Raw genomic sequence first — 16,023 nt, 5'->3', positions numbered from 1 at the left:
GGTGAATTGGGAACAGTTATTATCGACAAAGAGAAGCCGGGGAAGTTCCGGCAAGAATCGATATGGAAAGAATACGGACTTACGGAGCGAATTCGAGAAGGATTACCACCGTATAATAGGCAGCGCCTCATTTCGGAGGCTGCAAGACAAGACGCAGGTCTTTCCGTTGGACAAAAGCGATTTTATCAGGACGCGGCTGACCCACTCGCTGGAGGTATCCTCGTTTGCGAAGTCATTGGGCCAGAACATCGGGGAAAATATATTGGTATATAAGAAAGACCCGAGTTTCACGCCCAGGATGAAAGAAGATATATGCAGCATACTTCAGTGCGCGGGGCTGATTCATGATATCGGGAATCCGCCGTTCGGCCACTTTGGGGAGAGCGCTATTCGAGAATGGTTTGAGAGAAACCTGCCAAGAATGGAGTTCCATGGCGTGACGATTGACAAGGCGCTGACCCCGCAGATGCGGGAAGACTTCTATCATTTTGAAGGAAATGCCCAGGCGCTTAGGCTGGTGACCAAACTTCATTTTCTTGTAGATGAGAATGGAATGAATCTGACGTATGCGCTTTTAAATACGATTGTAAAATACCCGGTGCCATCTACCGGCATCGATGAGAAGTCCGGAGATATTAAGGACAAGAAGATGGGATACTATTTTGCCGATGAGGAGATATTTGAAGAGATAGCGGCAGAGACGGGGACGAATGGCAGACGCCATCCTCTTACATTTATTCTTGAGGCCGCGGATGATATTGCGTATAAGACGGCGGATATCGAGGACGCATTTATCAAAGGATTCATCAGTTACCATAAACTGCTGGAAGAACTGACCGCGCTGCAGGAAAGATATCCGGATGAGGAGATGGGAAGTTTCCGCCCGGCTGACAAACTGGAGCAGCTATATGCCAGAGGCAGGGAAATGCAGATGCAAAAGCCGGAAGAGTATGCCATCAAGAACTGGATTATCAAAGTTCAGGGATTCCTGATCAACTGTGCGACTTATGGATTTACCTGTCATTACAACGAAATTATGGAGGGAGAGTATAGGCATGACTTGTTTCAAGGGACGTTTGCGGAAAAGTTAATGGATCTTCTGGGAAGCATGGCTTTTGAAGAAGTGTTCCTGACTGAGACTATCTATCGGATGGAAGTGGCGGAGGCTGCTATGATTGACTTCCTGATGGACAAGTTTATGAAAGCCATTGTCTATTATGATGATGAGACGCGCAAGCTGGACTCTATCGGGGAGCGTATGGTATCTTTTATATCCAGCAACTATAAAAAGGCATACCATTACCACGCCGAAGGGAAGTCTGAGGTAGAAAAACTGTATCTGAGGCTCCTTCTGGTGACGGATTATATATGCGGTATGACGGACAGTTATGCAAAAAGGCTTTATCATGAGTTAAAAGCAATTATATAACTATCATATTTTGGAATCCTGGGGAATAGATTGTGATAAATAACCAGGATTGGAAGTGGAAGATTGAAGCGTTTTATTCGTTACTTATACGAATATGAACAGGGAAGGAGACTACGCAACGTAGGATTTGTCAAAGTAGAGCAGGGAGACGAAGATTGCGTGATACATATTCACGGCAAAGGATTGCATATGAAAGGAGAAAAAAGGCTGCAATTGTATCTGTTCTACGAAGAAGGAGACGGATGTGTAGGAATCTGGCAGGGCACAGTGGACAATGTGAACCCTGCTATTAATTATCAACTGTACTACACGAAAGAAGATACCGGAGTTCCGGAGAACTTCCGGCGCATCAACGGAGTCATCCTGGAGAATGAATCCGGTCATAAATATGCCGTGGTGTGGGATGACATGCCGGTGAATGTAAACAATATGAGGGTATGGTCCCCTAAAGAGGTTAAGCAGGGCCAGGCAGCGAGCGAAGATTCTGGCAATGAGCAAGAAGAACTTCACGATGAGGCGGTACAGGCAGAAGAAGCACAGGCGGAGCAAGAAGAGGAACTGCGGGCGGAGGAAGCGCCGGAAGAAGAGGTGCAGTCAGTGCAGGAGGAATTACAGGCAGAAGAGGTAATGCCGCAAGAGGAGCCACAAGCAGAAGAGGCAATGCCGCAAGCGGAGCCGCAGGCAGAAGAGGCAATGCCGCAAGAGGAGCCACAGGCAGAAGAGGCAATGCCGCAAGAGGAATCACGGGCAGGAAGGGTTTGGCCGAATATGGAGCAAGAGGCAGGAACCCGGGGAGAGCCAGCCGGAACACGGCCGGGTGGGATGGGGGAATTGCAGACAGATATGCCCCGGGATGGTCGGGAGATGCCGGCCTCGCAGTTCCAGTGTACGAAGATTCAAAGAAACGAACTGGCCAGGCTTCCAAGATGCGAGTGGAAGCTTTCCAACAATAATTTCCTGCTCCATGGATACTATAACTATCACCATCTGGCGCTGATTGATGACGGAGAGAGACTGAGGCTTGGCGTTCCCGGAATTTATCATCCTCAGGAAGCCAAAGCTGCGGCAGCATGCGGATTCCCGGAATTCATCCCCAGCGATGATCTGGATATCGGGCTGGCCGACGATGAAAAGAATGGTCAGGAGCAATTCGGCTATTGGTGCCGGTACGTGAAAAGACCAGCGACACCTGGCGGTCGATGATAATTGCAGAAAGACGGAGAGAGAAGCATGCACAGTATTGATGAGAAATACATGAAAGAAGCAATCAGGCAGGCTAGAAAGGCTTATGCCATAGGGGAGGTTCCCATAGGCTGTGTGATTGTTTATAAGGATAAGATAATTGGAAGGGGATACAACCGGAGGATGGCCGATAAGAATACGCTGTCTCATGCGGAACTGATCGCCATCAGAAAAGCCAGTAGGAAGATGGGTGACTGGCGACTGGAAGAATGCACGATGTATGTAACGCTGGAACCATGCCAGATGTGCTCCGGCGCTATCGTGCAGTCCAGGATGAGCAGAGTGGTAGTTGGATGCATGAATCCCAAGGCAGGATGTGCCGGATCCATCCTGAATCTGCTGCAGATGACGGAATTCAACCATCAGGCAGAATTGACAACCGGCGTGCTGGAAGAAGAATGCAGCCAGATGATGAAGGACTTCTTTAAAGAATTACGGAGCCGCAGAACAAAAAAGGAGTAATCGCAGAGAAAGCGATGACTCCTTTTGTATTTGCGTTATTTTTCGTGCATTGCGCTTCGAACCCGGCCCCATAGACGTTACCTCGACAGTTAACTCAGCCCAGGCACCCTCACGGCACCCGGAAGGTTCCACTTAGTGCTGCTTCGTTCCCGACCTGACACGGTTCATGAATTTCCGTCGCGTAAGACCCAGGCATCAACGCCACTTTTCAAGGGCAGCTCTACAGAACTGTGCCCTCCGCGCAATATCACCCCTGCTATAGCGGATTGCAGGTACAAGGTACCGCTAACACCCCGGCTGCACGAGTCTTAAGTTTAACCTATTTTGGGGAAATTGTCAATCCCCATGAGATTATGTGCGGATGGTGTGCTATAATGTAATAATAGTGGCAATTCTGGCCTGGCAGGTTCCGGAAGGCCAGAGACTGATCGACGGCGAAGTGCTGGGCCGGGTATCGTTGGAAGACGATAAGAAGGCAGAGAGGGCAGAAGCCATTGATGAAGCGAAAAGGCAGAAGGACGGGGAGACGAAGGACCAGTAAGAAAGGTCGGAAAAAGTCGACGGGATAAATGGAGAATAGAAGATGAAGATATTATTAGCAGCAGTCAATGCCAAGTATATTCACTCGAATCTGGCAATATACAGCCTGAAGGCTTATACGGAAGCCAAGTCAATGGATTGGATTTTGCATAAGCCAAAGCGAGGGGAGATCGAGTTGGCGGAATATACGATCAACCAGCAAAAAGATGACATCCTGATGGATATCTACAGGCGCAGGCCGGATATTGCATGCTTTTCCTGCTATATATGGAATCTGGATTATGTGGAAGAACTGGTAGAGGAACTGGGGAAGATCAGGCCGGATATGCCTATCTGGCTTGGCGGGCCGGAGGTGTCTTATGATTCCGTGGACGTGCTTAGGCGGCTTCATCAGGTAAAGGGAGTCATGAAGGGCGAGGGGGAAGAGACATTTGCCCAGTTGTTTAGAATCTGGAAGGATCAGGAAGGCGACAAGGGACTTGAACGGACGGAGGGAATTACCTTCCGGAAAGAAGACGGAAGGATTGTCGAGAATCCATGGCGCCAGGCGATGGATCTTAGCAAGATCCCCTTTGTCTACCGCCACTTGGAAGAATTCGAGCATAAGATCGTCTACTATGAGAGCAGCAGGGGGTGCCCATTTTCGTGCAGCTATTGCCTGTCTTCCGTGGACAAGCGTCTGCGGTTCAGGGATGCCGGGCTGGTGGAGAGGGAACTGCAGTTTTTTATCGACCAGGGGGTGCCCCAGGTAAAGTTTGTGGACCGTACCTTTAACTGCAGGCATGACCATGCCATCCGCATATGGAAATATATTGCAAAGCACGACAGGGGGATTACGAATTTCCATTTTGAGATAGCGGCAGATTTGCTGAACGAAGAAGAGTTAGAGATACTGGAACATATGCGGCCGGGGCTGGTGCAGCTGGAAATAGGCATTCAATCAACCAATCCGGAGACCATACGGGCAATCCGCAGGACGATGAATTTCGAAAATGTAAAATGCGTTGTTGACAGGATTCAGAAGAATGGGAATATCCATCAGCACCTGGATCTGATCGCGGGGCTGCCTTATGAAGACATCCATCGTTTTGCCCGCTCCTTTGATGAGGTGTATGCCCTTAAGCCGGAACAGCTGCAGTTGGGATTCTTAAAGGTGCTGAAGGGCTCTTATATGGAGGAACAGAAGGAATCTTACGGTCTGCTGCACAAAAGCAGGCCTCCTTACGAAGTGCTTTGCACCAGATGGCTTTCCTATGAGGATGTGATCCGCCTGAAAGGCATCGAGGAGATGGTGGAAGTCTATTATAACAGCAGGCAGTTTACCCACACCTTGGATGCGCTGGAGGAGGCGTACGATTCTGCGTTTGAGTTGTATGATAAGCTGAAGGAGTTCTATGATGAGAAAGGACTGGGAGGCGTCCAGCATAAAAGAAGCGCCAGGTATGCTATTTTGCTGGAATTTATTGTTAAAAACTACCCGGATAGGGAAGACTATTATAGAGAACTGCTGACTTATGATTATTATCTGAGGGAAAATGCCAAGACCCGCCCAGAATTTGCGGGAGAATATAAAGTGTCTAAGGAAATATTGAGGCATTTCTACGGGGCAGAAGAAAGAAACAGGCAGTACCTTCCGTCTTATGGATCATATGACAGGAATCAGATGCGCAAGATGACCCATATGGAGTACTTTTCCATTACCGGGAAATACATCCTCTTTGACTATAAAGAAAGAAATCCATTGAACCAGGAAGCAAGAACCTGTATGATAGAACTAGAATTTCTTAGAAGCAACGAGGAGATAAGATGAAGAAAAGAACACGCCAGATACTGGACATACTGGATGAACAGTATGGAACGGAATATAGATGCTATCTCAACTATGAGACGCCTTGGCAGCTGCTGATAGCCACTATGCTGAGTGCCCAGTGCACGGACGCGCGGGTGAATATCGTTACCGAAAGCCTGTTTAAGAAGTATCCGTCTGCTTCAGCATTTGCCAGCGCAGACTTAAAAGAACTGGAACAGGATATCAAGCCTACCGGATTTTACCATAATAAAGCAAAGAATATCATCTCATGCATGAAGGATATTGTGGATAAATATGACGGCGAAGTTCCAAAGAGCCTTGAGGAACTGACGTCCCTTGCAGGAGTGGGAAGAAAGACGGCCAATGTCATAAGGGGGAATATCTATCATGAGCCCAGCGTAGTGGTGGATACTCATGTAAAAAGGATATCGAACCGGCTTGGGCTGACAAAGAATCAGGACCCGGAAAAGATAGAGCAGGATCTGATGAAGGAGCTGCCTAAAGACCATTGGATCCTGTACAATATACAGATCATTACGTTTGGACGTACGATATGCACGGCACGCAGTCCAAGATGTGAGGAATGTTTCTTGCAAAAATATTGTAAAGAGTATAAAATGTAGAGAAATATATGAAAAGAAGGTAGTCGGATGAATTTTAACAATAAAAAGACAAGAAGAATCATTGCAATCGTAATCATGGTAGTGATTATTGCTATGATCGCAACTATGGTAGTGCCATATCTTATGGTGTAAAGCAAAGGGGTATGGGAGAATAAGATGGCTGCAGGAAGTCAGAGAAAGGGAAATAAAAAAAGCAAACGGATGTCGAGGATGAGACGAAGAAGGAGGCAAGTCCTTTTTGGTCTTGTTTTCGTATGCGTATGTATCATCTTTGCCATATCTTATGGAGTGCTTTACCGTTATGTATCAAAGTTTCCGGCGGATAAGATCTGCGACAATATCTATATCGGAAGCGTAAATGTGTCAGGAATGACAGACAAAGAGGCCAAGGAGGCTTTGAAAAAGCATCTGGAGGATGACCGCAAAGAGAATGTGACCATGAAAGTGGACGACAAAAAGGCTGCAGCGACGCTGGAAGAACTGGGACTTCACTATAATGACATCGACAAGGTGACCAAAAAGGCTGTCTCCTATGGGAAAAAGGGGAGGCTATGGGTGCGCTACCGGCAGTTGAGGAAACTATCTAAGGAAAAAATGGTGCTGGGCGAGGAGTTTGTCCTGGACCATAAAAAGTCAAAGGCTATCATAGAGGATAGGGTGGTTCCGCTTGCCAGCCATGCGGTGGATGCCAAGATTAAAAAAGACGGCGACGGATTTAAGATTACCAAGGAAAAGGACGGACAGACCGTAGATATCAAAGCATCGACAGCGAAATTGGAAAAATATCTGAATGAAAAATGGAAGCATAAAGGCATTACCATAAAGATGACCCTGATAAAAGAATCTCCTTCCGTGACGAAGAAGGACTTGAGCACGATAAAAGATGAACTGGGGACATTTTTCACGGATGCAGGCGGAGGAGACCGCTGGCAGAATCTTAAGACGGGCGTGGATCTTCTTAATGGCTCCGTGCTGATGCCGGGAGAGCAGTTATCCGTCCATGACAGGACCGCGCCTTATGATGAAGAGCACGGATACGTGCCGGCCGGATCTTATGAGAATGGGCAGGTAGTGGATTCTTTCGGAGGAGGCATCTGCCAGGTGTCTACCACTCTATATAATGCCGTGCTTTATGCAGAACTGGAAGTGGTGGAACGATATCCTCACTCCATGCTTGTAGCATATGTAGACCCGTCCAGGGATGCAGCCATTGCCGGCGACTATCTGGACTTCGTGTTTAAGAATAGTTATGATACTCCGATCTTTATTGCCGGAGAGATCGACGCTGCCAACCAGCTGCGTTTCACCATCTATGGCAAGGAGACCAGGACGCCGGGGCGGACCGTGGAGTTTGAGAGCGAGACGTTGACCACGGAAGATTATGGGGTCACCTATAAAGAGAACTCGGATGCGGCGCTCGGAAGCTTGAATTATGCCGGAAGCCCGCATACAGGCAAGACGGCCCAACTTTGGAAGATCGTTTATCAGGATGGAAAACAGGTGAGCAGGGATGTGATCAATAACAGCACTTATGAGAAGTCTGACCAGATTATTGAGATAGGGACCAAAACTGATAACGCCCAGGCCAAGGTTCTGGTACAGAATGCTATTGCCACCCAGGACAAAGGCAAGATCGACGCAGCCATCAGCCAGGCTCGATCCTTGCAGGCTCAGCCATCCCAAGGCACGGGCGGGCAGGAACAATCATCCCAGGAATCGACAGGGCAGGTACAGCCGGCACAGTAATGGATTAATAAGCAGAGGAATCAAAGATGAGACTAGAAACGCAGACTGGATACTTGATAAATGAGACGGCTACCGTATATGGGCAGTCCAAATATATTGGAATTCATGCACTTGCTGCCGTCGCCAACTCTATGGCGGCGGCAGGTGCATCGCATCCTGGCGTAGGCGTGCGGATCGCGCTTCCACCTTACGCATACAAATCCAAGATACATACAATTGAAAAAAACATAAAGAGCGCCTGCCGCGAGCAGGAAATTGAACTGCTGGAGATAAAGAGCGAAAGGAATTCGGCGGTTAATTTCCCCATGGTGGCCGTGAGCGGGATTGCTAAAGTCCCGAAGAATGACCCATGGTGCAAGGGTCCGGTTCCGGCGAAGGGAGAGATCGTCCTTACCAAGTGGGTGGGTATGGATGGCATGCTCCAGATCACAATGGAGAAGGAACGGGAATTAAGAGAGCGGTTCGCACCGGCATTCCTTAACCAGATATTGTCTTACCGACAGGAGATATTCGCACGGCAGGAGATAGGCATAGCAAGGGCCTGTGGCGCGTCCGCCATCTGTCAGATCGGGGATGGCGGCATTCTGGCAGCCTTGTGGAATCTGGCGAAAGAAGCCTCGGCCGGGATATCCGTGGATATGAAGCAGATATCCATCCTTCAGGAGACTATAGAGGTTTGCGAGCACTACCGGCTCAATCCCTACCAGCTGGCTTCCGCAGGGAGCCTCCTGATCATAGCAGATGATGGGGAAGCACTGGCAGAAGCGCTTAACAGCAGGCAGGTCAAGGCATCCGTTATCGGGCGGCTGACGGATAATAATGATAAGATTATACATAATGGAGAAGAGGTGCGCTATATTGACCGTCCCGCACCGGATGAGATCCTTAAACTATTCAACGGAGGCAGGCAAGATGAAAGAGATGAGGAAACAGATACTGATGTATATGGAGACGAACAGCAGAGTGGATCTGGGCGAACTGGCAGTCATTCTGGGGACTGATGAAGCGGATGTGGCAAACGAGATTGCCCGCATGGAAAAGGAGGGGATCATCTGCGGGTATCACACGCTGATCGACTGGGACAAGACAGGAGAAGAACGGGTTAACGCATTGATAGAAGTCCGCGTGACGCCCCAAAGAGAGAAAGGATTTGATAAGACGGCGGAAAGGATATGCAATTTTCCGGAGGTGACGGCCGTCTATCTGATATCCGGAGGATATGATCTTCTGGTTACGCTGGAAGGAAAGACGCTTCAGGAAGTCGCCAGATTCGTATCTGGCAGGCTGTCTCCGATTGAGGATGTCATAAGCACGACGACACATTTTATAATGAAGAAATATAAAGAACACGGGACATTGATGCGGACAAAGAATAAGACAGAAAGGATGCCGGTGACGCCATGATGAGAGATCCATTATCCAAAAAAGTAACAGGCCTGGCGCCGTCGGGCATCCGTAAATTTTTCGACTTGGTAAGCGAGATGCCAGAGGCCATATCTCTTGGCGTCGGTGAGCCGGATTTTGACACGCCCTGGCGGATCAGGGAAGAGGGAATCTATGCGCTGGAACAGGGAAAGACGTTCTATACTTCTAATGCAGGCTTGAAGGAATTGAAAGAAGAGATAGGCAGATATTTACGGAGAAAGATAAATGTAGACTATGATCCGGCATCGGAAATCGTGGTGACGGTGGGAGGCAGCGAAGGGATCGACATAGCCTTGAGGGCTATGCTGGATCCGGGAGATGAAGTGCTGATCCCACAGCCCAGTTATGTATCCTATCTTCCCTGTACAGTACTGGCGGACGGAAAGCCCATCGTAATACCCCTTAAGCAGGAAAATGAATTTAAGCTGACGGCAGAGGAACTGGAAGAGTCCATTACGCCAAGAACAAAGATACTGGTTCTTCCCTACCCCAATAATCCCACGGGGGCAATCATGACAAAAGAAGATCTGGAGCCTGTCGCGAAAGTGGTGAAGGAACATGACATCTTCGTGTTGTCGGATGAAATCTATTCGGAACTGACTTATGGAACCGCCCATGCATCGATAGCCTCTCTTCCTGGAATGAAAGAGCGAACGCTGGTAATCAACGGATTCTCGAAAGGATTTGCGATGACCGGATGGAGGCTGGGCTATATCTGCGGGCCCAGGGCAATCGCAGAGCAGATGGTGAAGATTCATCAGTACGCTATCATGTGCGCGCCCACCAATAGCCAGTATGCCGCGGTTGAGGCGCTGAAGAACTGCGAAAGCGAAGTCGAAAGGATGCGGGTGGCCTACAATCAGAGAAGGCGTTATCTGGTTCATGAATTCAGACGGATGAAACTGGACTGCTTTGAGCCATTTGGCGCGTTCTACATATTCCCAAATATTAAGGAGTTTGGCATGAGTTCAGAAGCGTTTGCCACCAGGTTCCTCGAAGAAGAGAAGGTGGCGGTAGTTCCGGGGAGCGCATTCGGAGAGTGCGGGGAAGGATTCCTGAGAGTATCTTACGCTTATTCCCTGGAAGACTTGAAGGAGGCGATCGGACGGCTGGGAGACTTCGTGGGGCGGCTCAGGAACATCAGGTGACCTCAAGAACAGGCAGGCTTTGGGCAAAATAGTTAAAAATATATGAAATTAGGAAAATATGAATACAGCATTACCAAAAGTGTATATTGACGGGCCTATCTGTTTTCTTTAAAATATTACATAAAGGAGGATGCAGCATGTTGAATATTGTATTGCATGAGCCGGAGATACCTGCAAATACAGGAAATATCGGACGCACCTGCGTGGCTGCGAACACAAGGCTTCACCTGATCGAACCATTAGGATTCAGACTGAATGAGAAGAATCTGAAGAGGGCTGGAATGGATTATTGGGATAAGCTGGATGTGACTACTTATATTGATTATGATGATTTCATCAGGAGGAATCCGAACGCGAAGATCTATATGGCCACTACCAAAGCGACGAAAGCCTACACGGATGTCGAGTATGAGCCAGACTGCTATATTATGTTTGGGAAAGAAAGCGCGGGAATACCAGAAGAGATTCTGGTAAAACATAAAGATGACTGTATTAGGATTCCGATGGTTCCGGATATCCGTTCCCTGAATCTTGGGAACTCGGTGGCAATCGTTTTATATGAGGCGCTCAGGCAGAATGCGTTTGCGGGGATGGATCTGGAAGGCCATCTGCACAGGCTGGAATGGTAAAAAAGGCAATTGTATGATTATTCGTTTAATTGTATGTTCAGTACGGTCTGGGAACTATGAAAAAACAATAAATTTCTAGACTTTTATTTGGAATCATATTATAATCGTAACTACAGGAGAGTTACAACAACAAGAGAGGTGGTGAACAGATGGTAGAAGAAACCATTAAAACCATCAAGGAGACGGAAAATGAGGCGGAGGAAATCGTAAGAAAAGCAGACGCCGAATGTACCGGAATCCTTGAAGAAGCCTCTGCAAAAGCCAAGGAGATCAAAGAACAGGCTGAAGCAGATGCAAAGGCAAAGGCAGAAGACAGTCTAAAGGCAGCGAAGGAAAGTGGGGAAAAGTCGACGATGGAGGCTTTGGCCGATGTGGAGAAGGAAATTGCATCTCTTAGGGAGGCTGCGCTGGCGAAGGAAGAAGAGACGGTGTCTGCCGTAATTGCAGAACTCGTCTGATACTTGCATATTTGGGCAAAAAGAATAAGAGTAAAGGAGGGATGCGGCTATGTCAGTATTGCAGATGCAAAGAATTAGTATCTGCGCGCTAAAGAAAGACCGTAAGGCCATTTTGGAGAAGATACAGTCAATGGGAGTCATGGAAATGAACCAGATTGCCGAAGACGAGGAAGGCTTCGAGAAGATGGATACCTTGAATGCCAGACAGAGGTTTGAGAAGAAGGCGCAGCTTTCGGATCAGGCGCTGGCAGTTCTTGAAACTTACGCTCCGGAGAAGCATTCAATGCTATCAGGCCTGGAGGGCAAGAAACTAGTCGAACAGGAGCAATTTGATAAAGCGGTTGCAGAAAAAGAGGCCATTGTCTCAAAAGCTAATCTGCTGATATCGAAAAATAAAGAGATAGCGGAGAGCAAAGCCGGTATTCTGAAACTGGAAAACCAGATTGAGTCGCTTGAACCTTGGATTTCTTTGGATGTTCCAATGAATTTCGAAGGTACGGGGAAGGTGTCGATGCTGCTTGGAACTATGCCGGCGGAGACGACCCTGGAATCTGTCTACGAGCAGATTGCCGTGAATAATCCTGACATTGAGGCAATGGATGTGAAGATTATCTCCAGTGACAGGGATGCGGCTTACCTGGCTGTTTTTTGTCTTAGGGCAGAAGCGGCTGCGGTAGAAGAGGCTTTGAGGGCAGGAGGATTCGCAAGGCCTTCGCAGGTTACGGACAAGGCGCCTGCCAAGAAGAAGGCGGATCTTATCGCAGAGATTCAAAAACTGAATAATGAGATTGAAAAAACTGAGGAAGAGATCAGAAGCTATGCAGATAGCAGGGAGGATTTGAAACTGGTAGGAGACTACTTCCGCATGAGAGCACAGAAGTATGAAGTGCTGGGAACTCTTCCACAGTCGCAGAGGACATTTGTCATGAGCGGCTATGTAGCGGCAAAGGCGGTGCCGGCAATTGAAAAAGCCATTGGGGAACGCTATGACTGTGTCCTGGATGTAGAGGACTTGAAAGAAGATGAAGAACCGCCGATTATCCTGAAGAATAACGCATTTTCATCCAGCGTGGAAGGCGTCCTGGAATCATACGGACTGCCCCATAAGGGTGAATTCGACCCAACGACGATCATGTCATTTTTCTATGTATTTTTCTTTGGAATGATGTTATCTGATGCCGCATATGGCGCGATTATCGCAATTGCCTGTTTCGTGGTTCTGAAGAAATTCCCCCGGATGAGCAAGGGTATGCATAAGTCAATCAAGATGTTTATGTTCTGCGGCATCTCGACGATAGTCTGGGGCGTTCTGTTTGGAGGATATTTTGGAGACGTGGTGGATGTGGTGTCCCGGACATTCTTTGGAAGGACAGTTACCATCAAGCCATTGTGGTTTGCACCGCTGAATGATCCGATGAGGCTTTTGATCTATTCTATGGCATTTGGACTGATCCATCTGTTCGTAGGACTGGGCATCAAGGGATATATGCTGGTAAAAGACGGAAAGATTTTAGACTTTTTCTGTGATGTGGTGCTCTGGTACGCATTTTTGATCGGCCTGATACTGATGCTGCTTCCTACGGATATATTTGCATCAATCGCACAGACGCAGATCGTTTTCCCGCCGGCCGTCAGCATGCTGGCAAAAGGCCTGGCGATCGTAGGAGCACTGGGACTTCTTCTGATGTCCGGAAGGGCCAACAAGAATCCGGCGCTCAGGATCGCGCTTGGAGCATATGATATCTATAACATCACCGGCTGGCTCAGCGATGTACTGTCTTATTCGCGTCTGCTGGCGCTTGGCCTTGCCACAGGAGTTATCGCTTCCGTGGTAAACCAGATGGGAAGCATGTTTGGAAAAGGCATCGTGGGAGCAATCCTATTTGTTGTCGTCTTTATAGTTGGACACACGCTGAATCTGGCAATCAACCTGCTGGGCGCGTATGTGCACACGAATCGTCTGCAGTTTGTAGAGTTTTTTGGCAAATTCTACGAAGGCGGAGGAAGACCTTTCGAACCATTTCAATCAGATACAAAATATGTAGATATTAAGGAGGAAACTTTATCATGAGTATTTGGAGTAATTTAGGACTTGTATACGCATTACTTGGCGCAGCAGTAGCAGTTTTCCTGGCAGGAGCAGGATCAGCATTTGGAGTAGGTATCGCCGGACAGGCAGCATCAGGAGTTGTAACAGAGGACCCAAGCAAATTCGCGAAGGTATTGATTCTGCAGCTGCTTCCTGGTACGCAGGGAATCTATGGACTGCTGGTTGGATTCATCACTTTGTCCAAGATAGGGCTCCTTGGAGGAGGTGCAGCAGAAATCAGCGTGCAGACAGGACTCCTGATTCTGGCAGCATGTCTTCCGATCGGCATCGTTGGATTGATTTCCGGAAGAGCCCAGGGACAGACCGCAGCAGCGGCAATCGGGATCATTGCAAAGAAGCCGGACCAGTTTGGTAAAGCCATGCTGTTCCCGGCAATGGTTGAGACATATGCAATCCTGGCACTTCTTATTTCCATCTTATCAGTAACGGCAATTCAGGTATAGGATATCTGATACACGGTAAAAACTAGGAAATTAAGAAAAGGAGTGCAAGGGCGATGACCGGATTAGAAAAAATGAAAAGTCAGATCCTGGATGAAGCGAAAGCAGTAGCTGACAGCAAGATTGCAGAAGCAAAGGCCCAGGCCGAAGAGATTATGAGCCAGGCAAAGGCTGAAGCGGAAAAGAAACAGGCCAGCATCTCCCAGAAATCCGAAGCGGAAATAGCAAACTACAAAGAGCGGGTAGCGTCTTCGATCGATTTGCAGAGAAGGACCAAGGTCCTTGCTGCAAAGCAGGATGTAATAAAGGAAGTCCTGAATGAGGCGTATGAGTCGCTGACTGGCATGGAGGCGGATGCTTACTTTGCCATGCTGCTTAAGATGCTTGGCAAGTATGCGCTGCCGCAGGATGGAGAGATATTCTTTTCAGCCAGGGATTTAAAGAGAATGCCTGCAGGATTCCAGGATGAGGTGAAAAAGGCTGCCGAATCAAAGAATGGAAGCCTGACGGTATCTGAAGAAGGCAGGAATATAGAGAATGGATTCATTCTTGCTTATGGCGGTATAGAAGAGAACTGCACATTACAGGCAATGTTTGATGCAAAAAGAGATGAGTTGTCCGATAAGGTTCATCACTTATTATTCTTATAAAGCGTAGTAGATTGGAGGAGCAGCATGAGTGAACAATATACCTACGCGGTTGCGCGGATACGTGCCCTGGAAGTCTCTTTATTTTCCAACAGCACCATTGACCAGCTGATTGCATGCCAGAACTATGAGCAGTGTATTCAGTTCCTGGAAGAGAAAGGCTGGGGAGACTCTGAGACATCCGGTAATGCAGAGGCTATGCTGACCAGAGAAGAAGAAAAGATATGGGAAGTCGTTAAGGAACTGTCCATAGGGATGGAACATTTTGACGTGCTTACCTATCCAAAACTTTTCCATAATCTGAAGGCCGCAATTAAGGAAGTGTGCACGGAGGAAAAGAACAGGCATATATTCTATGAAGATGTGCCGATTCCGGGAAGTGCCATGATGGAGATCATAAAAGAGAAGGATTTCGGAAGACTTCCTTCGAATATGCAGCACGCGGCGGAAGAAGCATATGAATCGCTTCTTCACACCAGAGACGGACAGTTGTGCGATGTCATTATCGATAAGGCAGCGCTTGAGGCAATCTATGCGGCCGGGAAGGAAGCAAAGGCGGATATCATCCGCGACTATGCGGAATCCACGGTAGGAGTTGCAGATATCAAGATTGCCGTGCGTTCACAGAAAACCGCGAAATCGATAGATTTTATGAAGCGGGCAATGGCTGAATGTGACAGTATCAATGTAGACCAGCTTTCAAAGGCAGCCCTGGCGGGAATGGACGCGATCCGCGAATACCTGCTGGGAACGGCTTATGCACAAGGCGCGGAGGCGTTAGCCGACTCGCCGTCAGCATTCGAGCGCTGGTGCGATAACCGGATTATTCAGACTATCAGTCCACAGAAATATAATGCATTTACCATAGGGCCGGTGATTGCCTATGTAATTGCGAGACAGAACGAAATAAAGACGGTACGAATCATTCTTTCCGGCAAACTTAATGACTTACCGGATGATTCAATCCGAGAAAGGGTAAGGGAGATGTATGTATAAGATTGCAGTACTAGGCGATTATGACAGTATTTACGGTTTCGCTACATTGGGTCTTGATACATTTCCAGTAAGCACCCGTGAGGAAGCCGGAGAAAAACTGCATCAGCTCACCCTTGGGGACTATGGGATTGTCTATGTTACCGAGGCTCTGGCTGAAGAATTAAAACATGAGATAGAGAAATATCAGGAACTGGCCGTTCCGGCGATTATCCAGATACCAGGAATATCCGGCAATACCGGAGCCGGCGTAGAAGGCGTCAAGAAGTCCGTAGAACAGGCAGTAGGATCTGATATTATCTTTGGAAACGAATAAAGAAG

General features: G+C 48.0%; 17 protein-coding genes and 1 other RNA gene. 17 read left to right on the top strand and 1 reads right to left on the bottom strand.

Annotated elements, in window-relative coordinates:
* Nucleotide 1 precedes the first annotated feature (1 nt).
* From HDCHBGLK_RS04615 to tadA, 3 genes are all read left to right on the top strand, one after another.
* Nucleotides 2-1,429, top strand: a complete 1,428-nt coding sequence (locus tag HDCHBGLK_RS04615; RefSeq protein ID WP_039909630.1) for a deoxyguanosinetriphosphate triphosphohydrolase — start codon at nucleotides 2-4, stop codon at nucleotides 1,427-1,429.
* Nucleotides 1,430-1,492: 63 nt separating this feature from the next.
* Complete coding sequence (locus HDCHBGLK_RS04610; RefSeq protein WP_004606540.1) at nucleotides 1,493-2,632, top strand: hypothetical protein; 1,140 nt, start codon at nucleotides 1,493-1,495, stop codon at nucleotides 2,630-2,632.
* Between the two features lie 27 nt (nucleotides 2,633-2,659).
* On the top strand, nucleotides 2,660-3,133 hold the full coding sequence (tadA, locus tag HDCHBGLK_RS04605; protein WP_004606539.1) for a tRNA adenosine(34) deaminase TadA: 474 nt from the start codon (nucleotides 2,660-2,662) through the stop codon (nucleotides 3,131-3,133).
* A gap of 42 nt (nucleotides 3,134-3,175) precedes the next feature.
* Here tadA and ffs read toward each other — a convergent pair.
* An RNA gene (gene ffs / locus HDCHBGLK_RS04600) (signal recognition particle sRNA large type) lies at nucleotides 3,176-3,438 on the bottom strand.
* Nucleotides 3,439-3,494: 56 nt separating this feature from the next.
* Between ffs and HDCHBGLK_RS04595 the strand changes: the two genes are divergently transcribed.
* The 14 genes from HDCHBGLK_RS04595 (at nucleotide 3,495) to HDCHBGLK_RS04530 (ending at nucleotide 16,018) form a co-directional block, all read left to right on the top strand.
* Nucleotides 3,495-3,674, top strand: a complete 180-nt coding sequence (locus HDCHBGLK_RS04595) for a hypothetical protein (RefSeq protein ID WP_004606538.1) — start codon at nucleotides 3,495-3,497, stop codon at nucleotides 3,672-3,674.
* Between the two features lie 42 nt (nucleotides 3,675-3,716).
* Complete coding sequence (locus HDCHBGLK_RS04590; protein ID WP_004606537.1) at nucleotides 3,717-5,483, top strand: B12-binding domain-containing radical SAM protein; 1,767 nt, start codon at nucleotides 3,717-3,719, stop codon at nucleotides 5,481-5,483.
* Nucleotides 5,480-6,106, top strand: coding sequence for an endonuclease III (nth, locus tag HDCHBGLK_RS04585; protein ID WP_004606536.1), 627 nt, complete (start codon nucleotides 5,480-5,482; stop codon nucleotides 6,104-6,106). Before HDCHBGLK_RS04590 ends, nth begins: the two co-directional genes overlap by 4 nt.
* A 156-nt stretch (nucleotides 6,107-6,262) precedes the next feature.
* Nucleotides 6,263-7,852 (top strand): VanW family protein, encoded by a 1,590-nt coding sequence (locus tag HDCHBGLK_RS04580; RefSeq protein ID WP_004606535.1) that lies wholly within the window; start codon nucleotides 6,263-6,265, stop codon nucleotides 7,850-7,852.
* A gap of 26 nt (nucleotides 7,853-7,878) precedes the next feature.
* Nucleotides 7,879-8,853, top strand: coding sequence for an AIR synthase-related protein (locus HDCHBGLK_RS04575; protein WP_004606534.1), 975 nt, complete (start codon nucleotides 7,879-7,881; stop codon nucleotides 8,851-8,853).
* Nucleotides 8,765-9,256, top strand: a complete 492-nt coding sequence (locus HDCHBGLK_RS04570; RefSeq protein WP_039909628.1) for an Lrp/AsnC family transcriptional regulator — start codon at nucleotides 8,765-8,767, stop codon at nucleotides 9,254-9,256. Before HDCHBGLK_RS04575 ends, HDCHBGLK_RS04570 begins: the two co-directional genes overlap by 89 nt.
* Nucleotides 9,256-10,425: an aminotransferase class I/II-fold pyridoxal phosphate-dependent enzyme gene (locus tag HDCHBGLK_RS04565; protein ID WP_039909643.1), complete on the top strand. Its 1,170-nt coding sequence runs from the start codon at nucleotides 9,256-9,258 to the stop codon at nucleotides 10,423-10,425. Before HDCHBGLK_RS04570 ends, HDCHBGLK_RS04565 begins: the two co-directional genes overlap by 1 nt.
* A gap of 137 nt (nucleotides 10,426-10,562) precedes the next feature.
* On the top strand, nucleotides 10,563-11,054 hold the full coding sequence (locus tag HDCHBGLK_RS04560; RefSeq protein ID WP_004606531.1) for a tRNA (cytidine(34)-2'-O)-methyltransferase: 492 nt from the start codon (nucleotides 10,563-10,565) through the stop codon (nucleotides 11,052-11,054).
* Between the two features lie 149 nt (nucleotides 11,055-11,203).
* Nucleotides 11,204-11,512, top strand: a complete 309-nt coding sequence (locus tag HDCHBGLK_RS04555) for an ATP synthase subunit B family protein (RefSeq protein WP_004606530.1) — start codon at nucleotides 11,204-11,206, stop codon at nucleotides 11,510-11,512.
* A 49-nt stretch (nucleotides 11,513-11,561) separates the two neighbouring features.
* On the top strand, nucleotides 11,562-13,583 hold the full coding sequence (locus HDCHBGLK_RS04550; RefSeq protein WP_004606529.1) for a V-type ATP synthase subunit I: 2,022 nt from the start codon (nucleotides 11,562-11,564) through the stop codon (nucleotides 13,581-13,583).
* Nucleotides 13,580-14,065: a V-type ATP synthase subunit K gene (locus tag HDCHBGLK_RS04545; RefSeq protein ID WP_004606528.1), complete on the top strand. Its 486-nt coding sequence runs from the start codon at nucleotides 13,580-13,582 to the stop codon at nucleotides 14,063-14,065. Before HDCHBGLK_RS04550 ends, HDCHBGLK_RS04545 begins: the two co-directional genes overlap by 4 nt.
* A 53-nt stretch (nucleotides 14,066-14,118) precedes the next feature.
* Nucleotides 14,119-14,712 (top strand): V-type ATP synthase subunit E, encoded by a 594-nt coding sequence (locus HDCHBGLK_RS04540; RefSeq protein WP_004606527.1) that lies wholly within the window; start codon nucleotides 14,119-14,121, stop codon nucleotides 14,710-14,712.
* 24 nt (nucleotides 14,713-14,736) lie between these two features.
* On the top strand, nucleotides 14,737-15,705 hold the full coding sequence (locus HDCHBGLK_RS04535; protein ID WP_004606526.1) for a V0D/AC39 family V-type ATPase subunit: 969 nt from the start codon (nucleotides 14,737-14,739) through the stop codon (nucleotides 15,703-15,705).
* Complete coding sequence (locus HDCHBGLK_RS04530; RefSeq protein WP_004606525.1) at nucleotides 15,698-16,018, top strand: V-type ATP synthase subunit F; 321 nt, start codon at nucleotides 15,698-15,700, stop codon at nucleotides 16,016-16,018. Before HDCHBGLK_RS04535 ends, HDCHBGLK_RS04530 begins: the two co-directional genes overlap by 8 nt.
* Nucleotides 16,019-16,023 lie beyond the last annotated feature (5 nt).

Origin of the sequence: [Clostridium] scindens ATCC 35704 (assembly GCF_004295125.1) — a bacterium.
Taxonomy (GTDB): Bacteria; Bacillota; Clostridia; order Lachnospirales; family Lachnospiraceae; genus Clostridium_AP; species Clostridium_AP scindens.
This window is presented reverse-complemented; position numbering and strand designations above follow the sequence as displayed.